The sequence below is a fragment of the Coleofasciculus chthonoplastes PCC 7420 genome (genome assembly GCF_000155555.1).
GTDB classification, from domain to species: domain Bacteria; phylum Cyanobacteriota; class Cyanobacteriia; order Cyanobacteriales; family Coleofasciculaceae; genus Coleofasciculus; species Coleofasciculus chthonoplastes_A.
The window spans coordinates 151,338-165,868 of sequence record NZ_DS989847.1 but is presented as its reverse complement, the minus strand read 5'-3'; the positions used below and the strand labels follow the sequence as shown (position 1 = coordinate 165,868).

Here is a 14,531-nt window from a genome sequence, read left to right as displayed (position 1 = left end):
TAATGGCTTCGGTTAAGGTGTCTGAGGATAAATTTAGTTTTTTTTTGCGGATTGGTTAGGATTCATCATTTCCTCCATTACCTCATGGGTGTCTAGGTTATTAAGATTTATCTAGGGTTAATGCAAGGTTTTATTGATAATTGCGTTGAAAAAATAGGAATCTGTTTGTCTGACTATCTGAAAACAGTTATATCAGGATTAGTCGGGATACGACATGTCGTATCCCGACTAGAATTTTTTGGCATTATTCAGGAGCGGTAAGTTGACAGTAAATATCGTACCTACATCAATCTCACTTTGGACAGATATCATGCCTTGATGTAAATCCACGGCTTTTTTGACGATCGCGAGTCCTAATCCTGTTCCGTTTATTGTACCTGTATTCTGGGCGCGATGGAAGGGTTCAAATAAATGCACTTGGTCATTGGCGGGAATGCCGATACCGCGATCGCGAATTAATAGTATAGCTTGATTCTCCTCACGATTCAGTTCAAAATCTACAGGATCACCCTTGGGTGAGTATTTCAGGGCGTTGGTGAGTAAGTTACTCAGAATTTGCCGTAGCAGTTTGGGGTCAAAATTGCCGCAAATGTCATCATCGTTACACTTAAGCTGAATCCGTTCTTTATTCGCGGCTTCTAGGTGCAAGTCCTCGACTAAAGTCTGACAGAATTCGCTTAAATTGACAACAGTGGGATTAAATTCTAGTTTTTCGGCGTCGGCTTTGCTATAGATTAAGATATCTTCCAATAACTGGGTCATATAATCGACCGATTGGCTAATTTTCTGGAAATGTACGGCTTTTCGTTCTGGACTCAAGCGATCGCTATACCGTTCTAGCATTTCACTAGAGGATAAAATCGTGGTTAGCGGGGTGCGGAATTCGTGGGAGACGGTACTGAGAAACCGGGATTTGAGTTCGCTGAGTTCGTGTTGTTCGGCTAATTCCTGGCGCAAGGCTTCCGCTTGCTGGCGCTGACTGATATCGCTAATTAACCAGCGCAATCCGGTTAGATTACCGTGATTATCGCGAATGGGAGAAACGGCGATCGCGGCGGGAAAGGGTTCACCGTGGCGAGGCTGTAGCTGCACGTCCCATCCCATCGACTGGGAGGATGTTCTCACTTGTTGCAGTTGATTGCGAAAGGCTTTGCGGTGAGATTCAGCGACAAAGACAGTTAGTGGTTTGCCAATAAGATAGTTGGGCGAGATGTTCAACATCATACTGGCGGCTGGATTGGCGGTATGAATTTCTCCCATCAGATTCGTCACAAAGTAGGCTTCTGAGGTGCATTCAAATAACTCTCGGTAGTGCTGGAGTTCGCTGTCGCTGGCATTATTTATGGTGACTAACTCCTGCTGTTGCTGATCGAATTCCTCTAATGTGATCGAAAACTCCTCTAGAATCTTTGAGAGGATTTCGGGTTGATCCGCCGCTTGATTGATTTGGTTAAACAAGGATTCTAGGCGTTGTTGGGAGAGTTGAATCAGTTTGTTTAGGTTAGTCATGGGGATTGGGTAAGGGTAGGTTTACACTTATCTTATCTTTCGTTCACAAAGGATGCTTCGCTTTTGTTGCATGGGTGAGGGGTTGAGCTTAAGTTGACACCAATGTCACCCCTCATCCATCTTCTTGATTCACTTCATCTACCAATATAATCGTGCCGTGTAATTGTTCTTCTATCCCTTTCAAGCCGTGGAACGTAACCTGACATTGAATGGATTGACCTCGGCGATTAATCGCATCCACCATGATTGTCTGATGATTGACCTCGCCCTGATAACAGTTACGGATTGGTTCGCGCAACTGTTTCACAGGTAAGCCAATATCTAAACTGAGGAGGGATTTGTCTTCTACCTCGTCACTGCGTAGTCCCCAAAGTTCCTCAGAATATTCATTCCAACGGATAATCTTAAATTCGCGGTCTACAATAATCACCCCCGTTTGGAAACTTTCTAGAATTGAATTTAAAAAGGCATTGACTTGGTTGACTTCATCCGTCCGCAAGCGCAATTCATCATTCATCGTCCGCAATTCTTCATTGGTCGATTCGAGTTCTTCATTCATTGTCTCCAGTTCTTCGTTGGTGGATTGCAATTCTTCGTTCGTCGTTTCTAGTTCTTCGTTGGTGGATTGCAATTCTTCGTTCGTCGTTTCTAGTTCCTCATTACTCGACTGGAGTTCCTCATTCGCCGTCTCCAGTTCTTGGGAGGATGTTTTATATTTCTTGTGTAACTGGTTGTAGCGAGTGACATCCTGAAAGGAAATACTCACTCCCAACAACTGCTCACCATTGCCATTTTCCTTTAAAGGACTAATTTGCACATCCAAATACTGAGTCGTATTGGACTCCTCCCGCACCACATCGTTAATCGTAATCGACGTGCGATCGCGATAGACATCATCGATGAGAGACCGCAGTTCTAGGGGACGGTAGGAAAGTTCCAAATCTTGAAATAGTCTGCCCAGATCTTGCCGTTTGATATCAAACATTGACCGGGCGATCATATTTGCCAACACTAAGTAACCATTGACATCAACAATAATTTGGGCAATGGGTGAGGTATTAAACGCCGCTTCTCGTAGTCGCACCCGCTCAGACAGACGCGCACTCGATTCTTTATCCCCAGCTTGGGCGAATATCAGCAGGCGATCGCTTAGTTTCGGTGTGGCTACTTTGGTAAAGAGGCGGTGCTTTAAATTCACAGGTATAAACAGGTTACTATTGGTTAGCAGCATCTCGGCTTTGCCCAAAAATAGAGTGCCATTCTCCTTTAGCGCAAAGTTAAACCGTGCCAAAATCCGTTTTTGAGTTTCCGCATTAAAATACATTAGTGTGTTGCGGCAAATCAGTAAATCCAGCCGGGAAATTGGCGCATCTTGAACCAAATCATTCCGACCAAAAATCACCACCCGGCGAATATCAGATCGGAATACATACTGATTGTTAACTTGTTCAAAATAGCACTGTCGCCATTCCTCAGACACGTTCTCTAAGGCTTTGGAAGTATAGCGTGCCCAACGCGCTTGATCCAAAGCTTCTTCGTCTACATCCGTGGCATAAATTTTAACCCGTTGGCGAAATTGCTCCAACCCCATAATTTCTGCCAAAAGCATGGCAATAGAATAGGCTTCTTCCCCCGATGAACACCCCGCACTCCAGACGCGGATTTGCTCTCGCTTATCCTTTTGCTGCAACAGTTTCGGCAGGAGTTGATGCTGTAAATAGTCCCAGGCGTCCGTATCCCGGAAAAATGCGGTAACGTTGATTAAAATTGTATTGAACAGCGGCTCAAATTCTTCCGGATGAACTTCCAGGTAGTCCAGATAATCGCCAAAGTTATCGATATTGTGAGACTGCATTCGCCGGGTTACCCGCCGCTTTAGTGTCGAGCGTTTGTAACCCGTAAAATCAAAGCCTCGTGTTTCTTTTAAGTATTCCAGTAGAGATTCAAAAATTCGATTTTCTTCTTGTTGTTTGTCATTTGTCATAACTTATTACTTATTACTTATTACTTATTACTTATTGCTTATTACTTATTACTTATTATAAAAGCAACAGTTAAAAATAAAAAGTAAATAGCAAATTCCAGAAATATTCAAATAGTCTACTCTCTACCTTTTTTTACAAGTTGGATGAGTGTTTCAGCAATTTCGGGTAACGGTAAAATTAAATCAACGATCCCGGTGTCAATGGCAGAACGGGGCATACCAAAGTGTTCCGACGTCTCTTGATTTTGGCTAATCACCATACCGCCCATTTTCGCGATCGCTTGCACTCCTTTTGTGCCATCTTTCCCTGTCCCGGTTAAAATGACAGCAATTGCCCGATTTCGATAACTCTTTGCCAGCGACTCAAACAGTAAATCGGCTGAGGGACGGACAAAATTGACCATAGGTGACTGCGTTAAGGAAAGCGTACCATCAGAGTTGACCAAAACATGATAATTCGGTTGGGCAATATAGGCTTCTCCCGGACTTAGCTTGTCTCCATCCTCCGTCTGCTTAATCGGCAAAGAAATCCGTCGGCGGAGTATCTCTGCCATTAAAGAACGGTGACTGCGGTCAAGGTGCTGTAAAATCAGAACGGCTGCTGGAAAGTCACTCGGTAGATGGGATAAAACCTCAGATAGCGCCTTTAGTCCGCCAGCAGATGCGGCGAAGGCGACGACATCAAAGGCGGTATTGGCGAAGGCTGGGGGGGGATTGCTGTGTTGATCGACCTGGGGTTGTGTCATGGGGTAGCACTGACATATAAGGTTAACGCTTTCAGTGTACCGATTTTGGCAATATCGGGGCGACGTCAGAGGTTATGGTGAATCCAGCACGTTAGTCAGGGTTTGGTGACCAAACCCCTACACAATGACACGAATGCACGTTGGCAAAGGGCGCACGTCAGTGCGCCCCTACGTGTGCCGACAATCGGGTTTAATTCACCTCTAATGTGAATCCGGGCAAAACATCCTCCCCCGACAACACTACAGGCATTCTAACGACTTCCACCCGAATCGCGAGGGGCTACCCCTTCAACGAAGTAAGGGGTAGGGGGATAGCGGAAAATGCGAGGGGTCAATCCCCGAAGTATTTTCAATCTCTCTCTTTCTATCCCATGAGGTGGTATAGTTTAGCCATGAAACAAGTTCTCACAATAGTTGTAAAGCTCCAACCTTCTCCTGAACAAGTTGCCTTCTTAGAGGCAACTCTTCAGGCGTTTGCGGACGCTTGTAACTACGTGAACGAAAACACAAACCCTAAGCTGACCAACAAAATTGCTATCCAGTCCTTAGTCTACCAAACCATCAAGAAAAAATTCAATCTGGTGGCAAACATGGCAGTTAGGGCTTGTGCGCGTGTAGCTGCTAATCGCAAGGTAGCCAAGCAGAAAGGTAAACCTGTTAAAAGATTTGCCCCAAGCAGCATGGACTGTGACAAAGACTTGTTTCGCTTCCGAGAACAAGACTGGACGGTAAGCCTTGCTACCGTTCACGGCAGAGAGCGAATTGAGCTGAAGTCCGGGAATTACCAAAGAGGAAAACTCAAAGGGAGAAACCCGACTTCTGCTCAACTGTGTAAGCATCGCGATGGTCAGTTCTACCTGCACATCCAAATTAAAGACGAAGCTCCCGACTCATCCGTGAAAGACTTGGTGATAGGTATCGACTTGGGACGCCGAGACATTGCAGTTACATCAGAGGGCAAAAAGTGGGACGGTTTGCACATTCAGTCAGTACGAGACAAGTTTTATAAAGTTAGGGCGTCTCTCCAGAAAAAAGCCTCGAAAGGCACGAGGACGACTCGGCGTAGATGTCGAGAAATCCTGAAACGGCTGTCGGGACGAGAGAGACGCTACCAGCAATGGCTTAATCACAACATCTCCAAATCGGTGGTTAGACGAGCAGTTGAGTATAGTGCCTCTATTGCTATAGAAGACCTTACGGGAATTAGGGAGAGAACCAACGAGCAACCCAGAAGCAAGACGGAACGTAGACGCTCGAATTCATGGGCATTCTACCAACTGCGAATGTTCATTGAGTACAAAGCTATTGGCGCTGGTGTTCGAGTTGTCCCAATCCCCCCTGCCTATACTTCCCAAATGTGTCACAACTGCTTACACATTCACCCGGTAAAAGGAAAGTCTTACCGTAGTGGCAAGACTTTCAAATGTGGGCATTGTGGTTGGCATGGAGATGCCGACTTTAATGGAGCCAATAATATTGCACTTGTGGGGCTGTCTATAAACCAGCCTGGAGGCACGGGGTTATCGTGCAAGCTAAGCCGAACTATCGAGTATGTTCAGCGTTCGACTGAGCGCTCACGCCGAAGTCTTAGCTTGTTCGATGACTGAGCGGGCTACTAAAAACCCAGACCTCAGCTCTTAGCAAGTCTGGGTAGTTTATCTCTTGTCCCTGACGATAAATTTCCACCTGCCGATCCTTACGATTAATCAGCCAACCCAACCGCAATCCACTCGCCCAATACTCCAACATTTTGGTCTGAAGTGGCTTTAATCGATCCGTGCGAGACCGCAACTCGATCACGAAATCTGGGCAAATTGGCGGAAATCCTTCCCGTTCTTCCTGACTCAATCCTTGCCATCGGCTTACTTCTACCCAAGCCACATCTGGAGAGCGATCGCGAAGCTTCTCGCTATGCGAGCTCGCCGCCTGCGGGTAAACTAAATACAGTTTGAGAACTAAACACCACTCCTAACTGAGTTTGTTGGTTCCAAATCCCCACCTGAATAATCAGATTTGCCTCACGTTTGCCCCCTTCACCCCCGATAGGTGTCACGATAATTAATTCTCCCGTTGATGAACGTTCTAGCGGTAAATCTGGATTCGCCTGACACAGTTGAAAAAACTGTTCCCGTGTCAGGGTGGTAATTGGGTCTAAATTCAGTACCGTTGTCATATCCGTTATATAAGAAGCTGTTGATGATGATGAGTTTGAAGCATGACCCAAGAGGGAAGCGATCGCAGAAAATTCCGTCCTATATAACGGTGCAATTCTTCTCCACACTCCATCTATCATCAAATTGTTTTTTTGTCAAATATGCCCCTCTCGCCAGTGCCGAAATTGGGTCATTGGGGTATGGTTGTAGTCTTTTATTTTTTCGACGTCTGGCGAGGTGGAATGACGTGATTTTAGGATGTTGAAGCGTTTGGTGGAAAAATTGACAGGAAGAACCTAACTTACCTTAAAAAACAAAACTTCATAAAGTATACTACAGAGGAAAAACAACGTCAAATTAGGCATTGTCAGCGATGGCTGGGGTCAGCCGTATTTTGCCTTGTCTTTAGAAGATTAAAACTAAAATGTTAAATTGAAAAGTTTTGTTTAACATTTGATGGTTCCCTCCTTTTCTTAATTCCCCCCTTTCAAAGGGGCTAGGGGGGATGGAGATTAGAGGATGAGGGTGAAACGGTTACCCGTCTTGGTTTTCAGTTTAAGTTGCATGGATGCACGTTGGCAAAGGGCGCAAGTCTTTGCGCCCCTACATGCCTCCAACCTAGAGCGGGTTGCGGAAATACTTGAGCAGCTTTGTAAATACGATGAAGCTGAGGGAGCTGGGGGATCTGTTTGTCTACCTCACTTACTACCAAAAGCGCTGTAAGAGACAATCCTTTAACTTATGGGGCGCATATCGCAAAGAGGACAGACAAACCACGACAAAATCAGCGATCGCCCCCATTCATCACCAACCAAGGACAAATGACTAATGACTAATAATGATTCCCCACCTTACGATGATGTACCGCCGTCATCGCATCCGTCTTAGACACTCGTCCCGCCGAAACAGTGGCATAAATAGTCCAGTGATCGCCACAATCTAAGCGACTTTTCACTTCACATTCCATATAAGCTAAAGCATCAGCTAAAATCGGAGAACCATTGCTGGCAGAATAAGTTTTAATCCCCTCAAAACGGTTTGCACCGGGCGGGAAGCGCTTGAGGAAATGCTTCATCAGCCCTTGGTAATTCCCAGCTTCCAAGACATTGAGAATAAAGCGATCGCCCACATACATAAACGACTCAATCGCCCGATCCTTTGCCACCGCCACCGATACGCCCAAGGGTTTAAATGACGCTTGCGCTACCCACGACGCTACCATCGCACTGGTGATATTCCCCTTTTTGGCAGTAATAACATAGAGCCCACTGCTGATTCGCCCCAAGGCTTTATCCAAATCACTATCCAGGGACTTCGTTTGCTTAATCGTGCGATCGCGTGACAGGCATTGTCCTAAATCCGTCCCCGCTTCTTCACATAACTGATAAACCTGTTCATCAGGCGTATCTTTAACTAAAATTGGTGCAAACCCTGGCGTTAGTCCTAAATCCCGGAACTTATTCACCAACAGATACGCCGATTCACTCTCACCCGCCCCCGATTCAAACACACCAAAGGATTGCTTCGGATTCGTCGCCCCTAAAATTGTACCCATCGCAGTTTGGGCGACAGCAGCAACGTCTCCCGTCGTCGGCGGTGTACCCATCACCACCCCAGACGCAATACTCATCAATTCCTTAATCTCTTGCGGATCAGCCGATCGCAAGTCCATCATATCCACCGCTACACCAGTTTTAGTAATTCCATGGGCAATCGCTTGGGAAAGGCGATCGCTATATCCGTAATCAGAGATATAAAATACAGCAACCGTCGTGTCTGCTTTTGCCTGTTCCTCACTCCAGCGCCGATACCGTCCGGTGAGTTCACTCAGGTTGTGATAGAGTAAAGGTCCATGACCTGTAGCAATGGTGCTAATTTCAGGTAACTTGTCCATCCGTTTTAGGGCGGATAGCACCGAACGGGCATTGGGACCCATTAAACAGTCATAGTAATATTTAAAGTCGTTTTCGATCAGGTCGATGTCTTCATCGAAGGTGTAATCATCACAATAGTGCATCCCAAAAGCATCACAGGTAAATAGAACCTGAGTTTTGGTATCGTATGTGAAAATCGTATCGGGCCAATGGAGATTCGGCGCAATGACAGCTTCCAGGATATGCCCATTTCCCAAATCAACGCGATCGCCGTTTTTGACGATTTGCGATTGAAACGGCTGATTCACCCAATTTTCCAGGAATTGGATCGCCACTTTTGAGCCAACCACCGTAATATTGGGGGCAAGTGCCAGAATATCTTTAACTAAGCCACTGTGATCCGGTTCCGTGTGGCTAACCACCAAATAATCTAATCTGGCTGGGTCAATTAATCCCTTCAATGTATCCAGGTAAAGTTGGCGAAACTTTTCATGAGAGGTATCCACCAACGCCGTTTTTTCACTCTGAATCAGGAACGAGTTATACGTCGTACCATTCTGTAAACCAAATTCTATATCAAAGCGATCGCGATCCCAATCCAGCGATCGGATTGCCGTGGTATCCGGGGCAATTTCGGTAGTCTGCATCGTCAACCGACGCTGAATTCCCTCTGCTACTGCGACCATCGGTTGTCTCCTTTCTTATATCAACTTCATTTACTCGACTTTTTAATTATCTTTACATATTAATTGAGAATTTTAGATTTAAATAGCTTATTAAAATGATTCAGGATTTAATAGCGACTAAACAATGATTATTTCCTTCTGCCTTCTCTCCCCCCTGGATTTCGCGTTTTTCCGGATGCAGTCAGGCATATAGAGAATGAGGGAAAGGTAGATGCACCCTGATGACTCCCCTCAACGCCTATTTCTCCTTCGCGTTGAGGGTTTTTTCTGAAGGAGTGACAAGCCGTCTAAAACTTTTTAAATAAGGCTTTGAGCGACATTAGCATCTCCAAAGATGAAGCCTTATTGACAGATGAAGACCACCCGATGAGATATAGCAACCGCCATAGCGGTTAGGACACATCATTTAAGTCCAGTGACTCCTCTCACCCTTAACCATTTCAGTAATCCGTTGGGTCTAATCTAGAACCAAGTCACCTCTGTCGTAAGTAAAATTTGTCAATCGGAAACAGGCAAATGCCATCCTGCAACTGATTTAACCCCAGCGAATAATACTGGGCAGTAGGCAAAATCCCCCTTTAATAAGAGAATAATTTTCTGAATTTTCTAACTATCAAGGGATGTAGAAAACCCCTGAACAGAGCGAACATAGAATTAGATGAGTCGTTTAATAAAGGTCTATACGCTATGTTCTATCAAAATTCACAAACTTCAAAAAACTCCCTGACACGAGGAATTTCTGCACTAGCGGCTGGTTCTGCTTTACTTTTCGGTACACCGTTGCTTGTACCTGAGGTGGCACAGGCTCAAAACCAAATGGTAGTCGCTCAGACGGCTGCTGCTATTCCAGCAACGAGCGCTCAAAGCCAGACGCTACATTTGAATAATGACAGGACTTATTCGTACAATCTGGAAGTTGCCCGTGGTACAACGGTCGATGGGATGTATATTCCTGCTGGTGCAACAATTCTGGGTCGCTATGAACCAGCAAGTGGGGGATTGCGCTACGTGGCGACAGGCGTGAGAATGAACGGTCGCACCTACAACCTTGATGCTACCTCAGAGGTGATTGAAGACCAAAAAGACCCACGGGACACCTCCGCCGGATCAATTGCAGAAGATGCGGGTATCGGTGCTGCTGGTGGGGCGATATTAGGTGAAGTTTTCGGCGATGCGGGCATTGAAGAAATCATTGGCGGTGCTGTCGCTGGTGGTGTCGCAGGTAATGTTACGGCTGACCGAGTGGTTGTGATAGAACCGGAGGAAACGATTGTCCTCTACGGCAGCTAGAGCGTCGGTTCAGTAAAATAACTTGACAGAACGTGCAAAATCTGCATAATTTAGAGGCAAGCATTTGGGTAAACCGATCAAGTCACTCCTCAAAGGCTTGCCAATTAATTTATCTAATGCGATCGCGCTCCCGAATGCTCAACTCCAGTATGTATCGTCTGAGTCTGACTCTTGGTCAGCAGAAGCGGTTTGATTTCGTACCTCGGTGTCTTGGTCATCCCCTGAACCCTGTCGGATTTGACGACATCTAGAAAGGAGTTCTTCAAGATTTTCTTCCATATCTTTTAGATCAAGTAGCTGGAGTTGGTTAGAAAAGGACATTTGTTTATTCTCTTAACTGTTTACCCTTGCCTATTTCCAGTATTCCAGAGTTACTAATAAATTCAGTGTATTACCTGTGTTTTTTTTGTGAAGTTATCGCTAAAAAACGATAAAGAAAATAGTTTTGAGAAAAATTTAATTCAATTATTTATTCTTTTAAGAAGTAGATATAGCAACCGCCATAGCGGTTAGGACACATCATTTATGTAGAGACGCGCCATGGCGCGTCTGGAACAATGGTGCCGAAAGTCCTAATCGATGTGTCTACTGCTATAACTTAAATATTCGACGACTCGACTGAGCGATCGCCGAACATCCGAATTACGAGGTGTTGAGCGATTTGAATTTTTCTTTTATGTCCTAACCTTAGTGCGTAGTGCTATACATCTTAACCTGCAAGATTCTTCGTTATAGCCACAAATTTAATTCCCCAAAAAATTAAGTGGCGATCGGTAACAAGATAAGGATAAAATTTAGGATAACGACTATGTAAGTAGTAGAGTAGTAAGTCAGCGTCTCCACCCGTTAAAGCAATTGGGCTGTTAGGGAAACGCTGTAACCAATCGGCAATAAACTCTCGAATTCCTGCTAATAGAGTATAAATAACGCCACTTTCAATCGCGGTCAAGGTATCTATCGCCCAACGGTTGGGTAATTGGCGCTTCAGTGAGATAGACGGTAAAGCGGCTGTGTTGTGGGCTAAGGATTCGAGTTGTAATTTGAGTCCTGGTAGAATAGCGCCGCCGACGAGATGACGATGATCATCGACACCCGTAAAGGTTAGTGCTGTCCCCGCATCAATCACCAGCACCGGATAATTATAGGTTTCCCCCGCCCCTAACACAGCGAGGGCGCGATCAATACCCAAGGTAGGATAAACGCCTAAAAGCGGTACATCCTCTAGAGTAATAACGTGGGCAACTGGATAAGTTTGCCACAATGGAGTTTGCTCAGGAATGACTGAAGCGATATAAAGGGGTAGGTATGGATTGGAGGAATAACCAGAAAGAAAAGGTTCACCGAAGATGGTGGTAGGTAGAAGACCAGATGTCCAGTGTTGGATGATCGATTCCACCTCTGCTGCTGGGAAATGCTGGGTATCCCAAGCATCTTGGAGAGTATCTCCCGCAAACCAAGCCCAGTGTAGCCGAGAGTTACCAATCATCAATGCGACATAGTGGTCTGGGAGAGTCATGTGCGGTTAGAATTGCTTAGACATTAAGGATTAGTGAGTGAACAGTTTAAACGTATACCATTGGGTGTAATCAACGTTTCATCCATCAGCGCAGACCCATTCTGTTAGATGTTTGACGTCTCAAAGCAGTAGTTAACCCTACCAATCCCCAAAACAATTGATTGGCTGATCTACCCATTATTAATCAACTGCATCTAGTGTTAGGGAAGGGAATAATCTGCAAAATTATAGGTTGATCCTGATCAGGCGCAAATGCGATAAGTAATTAGATCCATCTTACGGCTTAGGAGAAAGGTTGCCTTGAGCTTGAGTATTTTATAGTGATGGAGTAAGGAGGTTCCTGCATGTACGTACCCGTTTGGCCCGGTAAAAGTTATCCTTTAGGAGCAACCTGGGATGGTAAAGGCACAAACTTTGCCTTGTTCAGTGAGAACGCAACGGCTGTCGAGCTTTGTTTATTCGATGATCAGGATGAGGAGACACGCTTCGAGTTGACAGAAGTCAGCAACTTCGTCTGGCATGGTTATTTACCGGGTATCGGTCCGGGACAACGGTATGGTTTCCGTGTCCATGGTACCTTTGCACCGGAGGAGGGTCATCGCTTCAATCCCAATAAACTGCTCATTGACCCTTATGCTAAGGCATTGGATGGCGAGATTGGCTACGGGGAGGAAATCTTTGGTTATCCGTGGGATGATCCAGAAAAAGACTTGGTCTTGTCTGAAAGCGATGATGCTCACCTGGTACCTAAAGCCGTGGTAGTCGATGAGTCTTTTGACTGGGAAGAGGACGAACTGCTGCAACGACAGGCTCACGAAACGATTATTTACGAAACCCATGTTAGGGGCTTCACGAAGCTAAACCCAGACATCCCCGAACCCTTACGCGGAACTTATGCGGGACTTGCCCATCCTGCCGCGATCGCGTATCTTCAGACTTTAGGGATTACGGCGGTAGAATTGCTCCCCGTGCATCACTTTTTGTCCCAACCCGGACATTTAGTGGATAAGGATTTAAAGAATTACTGGGGTTATGATTCCATAAACTATATGGCACCCAATGCTAATTACAGCGCCAGTGGCACTCAAGGGCAACAGGTGCGTGAGTTCAAGGAAATGGTTAAGGCGCTACATAAAGCGGGGATTGAGGTGATTCTGGATGTCGTCTACAATCATACCGGCGAAGGCAATCATCTCGGTCCCACGCTTTCCCTACGCGGAATTGACAATGTAGCCTATTACCGCGTAATGGAAGATGACCCTCGCTATTACATGGATTTTACCGGCTGTGGTAATTCCCTGAACGTGCGTCATCCCCAAGTCCTCAAGCTGATTATGGACAGCCTGCGGTATTGGGTGCTACAGATGCATGTGGATGGCTTCCGCTTTGACTTAGCCTCAGCATTGGCGCGAGAACTCTATGAGGTGGATAGTCTGGCGGCATTCTTTGATATTATTCACCAAGACCCAGTTCTCTCGAATGTGAAGTTGATTGCTGAACCCTGGGATGTGGGTATGGGCGGCTATCAAGTGGGTAAATTCCCTTTGCTATGGTCCGAGTGGAATGGGCAATATCGGGATACGGTGCGCGACTTTTGGCGCGGTGAAGATAGCAGTTTAGCCGAATTTGCCTATCGGTTCACCGGAAGTTCTGACTTGTATGAGTCGAACGGACGCCGACCGAGTGCTAGCATTAACTTTATTACTGCCCATGATGGATTTACCCTGAATGACCTGGTAAGCTACAACGAAAAGCATAACGAGGCAAATGGGGAAGAAAACCGGGATGGGGAAAGCCATAACCGTTCCTGGAATTGTGGGGCGGAAGGCGAAACCGATGATCCAGAGATTCTCCAGTTAAGGAATAGACAACGGCGCAACTTTTTGGTCACGCTGATGTTATCCCAAGGTGTCCCCATGCTACTAGGCGGCGATGAAATTGGGCGAACGCAAGGGGGCAATAATAATGCCTACTGTCAGGATAGTGACATCTCCTGGTTTGATTGGGATTTACCGGAGGAAAATGCCGCCCTTCTCGACTTTACCCGTGAACTGATCTATTTCCGCCGCCAGCATCCCACATTCCGGCGACGCAAGTGGTTTCTCGGTCGAGCGATTCACGGTTCTAGCGTTAAGGATATTGGTTGGTTCAACCCCGATGGCGGCGATATGACCGAGGATCAATGGATGGCGGGGTATACCAAGGCGATCGGTATTTTCTTAAATGGTGAAGAAATTGCCACGCCGGGAGTGGAGGGGGAACGAGTCATGGATGAGAGTTTCTTCATCTGCTTCAATGCTCACTATGAGATGATTGAATTTACGCTCCCTCCAGGATTGCAAGCCAGAGAATGGGTGGTGGTGATTGACACCGACAAGCCTCGCTTTGTTGAGGAGGAGATTAGCTATACCGAGGATAAGCCGATTCCAGTTACCGCGCGATCGGTGATGGTGTTGCGACGACGATAAGGTTAGTTGTAGAGACGCGCCATGGCGCGTCTCTACCCGTGCTTACGGCAGATTGCAAAGGCATTGACAAGTGGGGAGGGCGGGTTTTGTTGTTCCGTTAATGGTGGGGAGGGCGGGTTTTGTTGTTCCGTTAATGGTGGGGAGGGCGGGTTTTGTTGTTCCGTTAATGGTGGGGAGGGCGGGTTTTGTTGTTCCGTTAATGGTGGGGAGGGCGGGTTTTGTTGTTCCGTTAGTGGTGGGGAGGGCGGGTTTTGTTGTTCCGTTAGTGGTGGGGAGGGCGGGTTTTGTTGTTCCGTTAGTGGTGA

General features: G+C 46.2%; 10 protein-coding genes and 1 pseudogene. 4 read left to right on the top strand and 7 right to left on the bottom strand.

Annotation, left to right across the window (positions count from 1 at the left end; genetic code table 11):
- Positions 1-228 precede the first annotated feature (228 nt).
- The 3 genes from MC7420_RS11515 to MC7420_RS11505 all read right to left on the bottom strand — a co-directional run bounded on the left by MC7420_RS11515 (position 229) and on the right by MC7420_RS11505 (position 4,239).
- Entirely contained in the window at positions 229-1,509 is a 1,281-nt protein-coding gene (locus MC7420_RS11515) for a PAS domain-containing sensor histidine kinase (protein ID WP_006100459.1), read from the bottom strand.
- A gap of 112 nt (positions 1,510-1,621) precedes the next feature.
- A complete protein-coding gene (locus MC7420_RS11510) occupies positions 1,622-3,493 on the bottom strand; it encodes a CheR family methyltransferase (protein WP_006100631.1) in 1,872 nt (623 codons plus the stop codon).
- 116 nt (positions 3,494-3,609) lie between these two features.
- On the bottom strand, positions 3,610-4,239 hold the full coding sequence (locus MC7420_RS11505) for a chemotaxis protein CheB (protein ID WP_006100583.1): 630 nt from the start codon (positions 4,237-4,239) through the stop codon (positions 3,610-3,612).
- Between the two features lie 392 nt (positions 4,240-4,631).
- Between MC7420_RS11505 and MC7420_RS11500 the strand changes: the two genes are divergently transcribed.
- The gene (locus tag MC7420_RS11500; protein ID WP_044206611.1) at positions 4,632-5,846 is read left to right on the top strand and encodes an RNA-guided endonuclease InsQ/TnpB family protein; all 1,215 of its coding nucleotides are present in this window, start codon (positions 4,632-4,634) and stop codon (positions 5,844-5,846) included.
- Here the strand turns inward: MC7420_RS11500 and MC7420_RS11495 are convergent.
- Positions 5,827-6,412: pseudogene (locus tag MC7420_RS11495) on the bottom strand (Uma2 family endonuclease). The gene MC7420_RS11500 and the pseudogene MC7420_RS11495 sit on opposite strands and share 20 nt — an antisense overlap.
- Positions 6,413-7,224: 812 nt before the next feature.
- A complete protein-coding gene (locus tag MC7420_RS11485) occupies positions 7,225-8,952 on the bottom strand; it encodes a diflavin flavoprotein (RefSeq protein WP_006100375.1) in 1,728 nt (575 codons plus the stop codon).
- Between the two features lie 687 nt (positions 8,953-9,639).
- Between MC7420_RS11485 and MC7420_RS11480 the strand changes: the two genes are divergently transcribed.
- Entirely contained in the window at positions 9,640-10,242 is a 603-nt protein-coding gene (locus MC7420_RS11480; RefSeq protein ID WP_006100501.1) for a hypothetical protein, read from the top strand.
- 138 nt (positions 10,243-10,380) lie between these two features.
- Here the strand turns inward: MC7420_RS11480 and MC7420_RS11475 are convergent, their stop codons facing one another.
- Complete coding sequence (locus MC7420_RS11475; protein WP_044206606.1) at positions 10,381-10,563, bottom strand: hypothetical protein; 183 nt, start codon at positions 10,561-10,563, stop codon at positions 10,381-10,383.
- Positions 10,564-10,951: 388 nt separating this feature from the next.
- The gene (locus tag MC7420_RS11470) at positions 10,952-11,758 is read right to left on the bottom strand and encodes a pantothenate kinase (protein ID WP_044206604.1); all 807 of its coding nucleotides are present in this window, start codon (positions 11,756-11,758) and stop codon (positions 10,952-10,954) included.
- A 344-nt stretch (positions 11,759-12,102) separates the two neighbouring features.
- Between MC7420_RS11470 and glgX the strand changes: the two genes are divergently transcribed.
- Both glgX and MC7420_RS41370 read left to right on the top strand, forming a co-directional pair.
- A complete protein-coding gene (glgX, locus tag MC7420_RS11465; RefSeq protein ID WP_006100378.1) occupies positions 12,103-14,226 on the top strand; it encodes a glycogen debranching protein GlgX in 2,124 nt (707 codons plus the stop codon).
- Positions 14,227-14,296: 70 nt separating this feature from the next.
- Positions 14,297-14,531, top strand: a 235-nt coding sequence (locus MC7420_RS41370) for a hypothetical protein (RefSeq protein WP_232231690.1), incomplete at its 3' end; no start/stop codon positions are given.

Bases quoted from the DNA above. Each gene is read 5' to 3' on its own strand.
- MC7420_RS11515 (WP_006100459.1), bottom strand. From the start codon at position 1,509: ATGACTAACCTAAACAAACTGATTCAACTCTCCCAACAACGCCTAGAA.
- MC7420_RS11510 (WP_006100631.1), bottom strand. From the start codon at position 3,493: ATGACAAATGACAAACAACAAGAAGAAAATCGAATTTTTGAATCTCTA.
- MC7420_RS11505 (WP_006100583.1), bottom strand. From the start codon at position 4,239: ATGACACAACCCCAGGTCGATCAACACAGCAATCCCCCCCCAGCCTTC.
- MC7420_RS11500 (WP_044206611.1), top strand. From the start codon at position 4,632: ATGAAACAAGTTCTCACAATAGTTGTAAAGCTCCAACCTTCTCCTGAA.
- MC7420_RS11485 (WP_006100375.1), bottom strand. From the start codon at position 8,952: ATGGTCGCAGTAGCAGAGGGAATTCAGCGTCGGTTGACGATGCAGACT.
- MC7420_RS11480 (WP_006100501.1), top strand. From the start codon at position 9,640: ATGTTCTATCAAAATTCACAAACTTCAAAAAACTCCCTGACACGAGGA.
- MC7420_RS11475 (WP_044206606.1), bottom strand. From the start codon at position 10,563: ATGTCCTTTTCTAACCAACTCCAGCTACTTGATCTAAAAGATATGGAA.
- MC7420_RS11470 (WP_044206604.1), bottom strand. From the start codon at position 11,758: ATGACTCTCCCAGACCACTATGTCGCATTGATGATTGGTAACTCTCGG.
- glgX (WP_006100378.1), top strand. From the start codon at position 12,103: ATGTACGTACCCGTTTGGCCCGGTAAAAGTTATCCTTTAGGAGCAACC.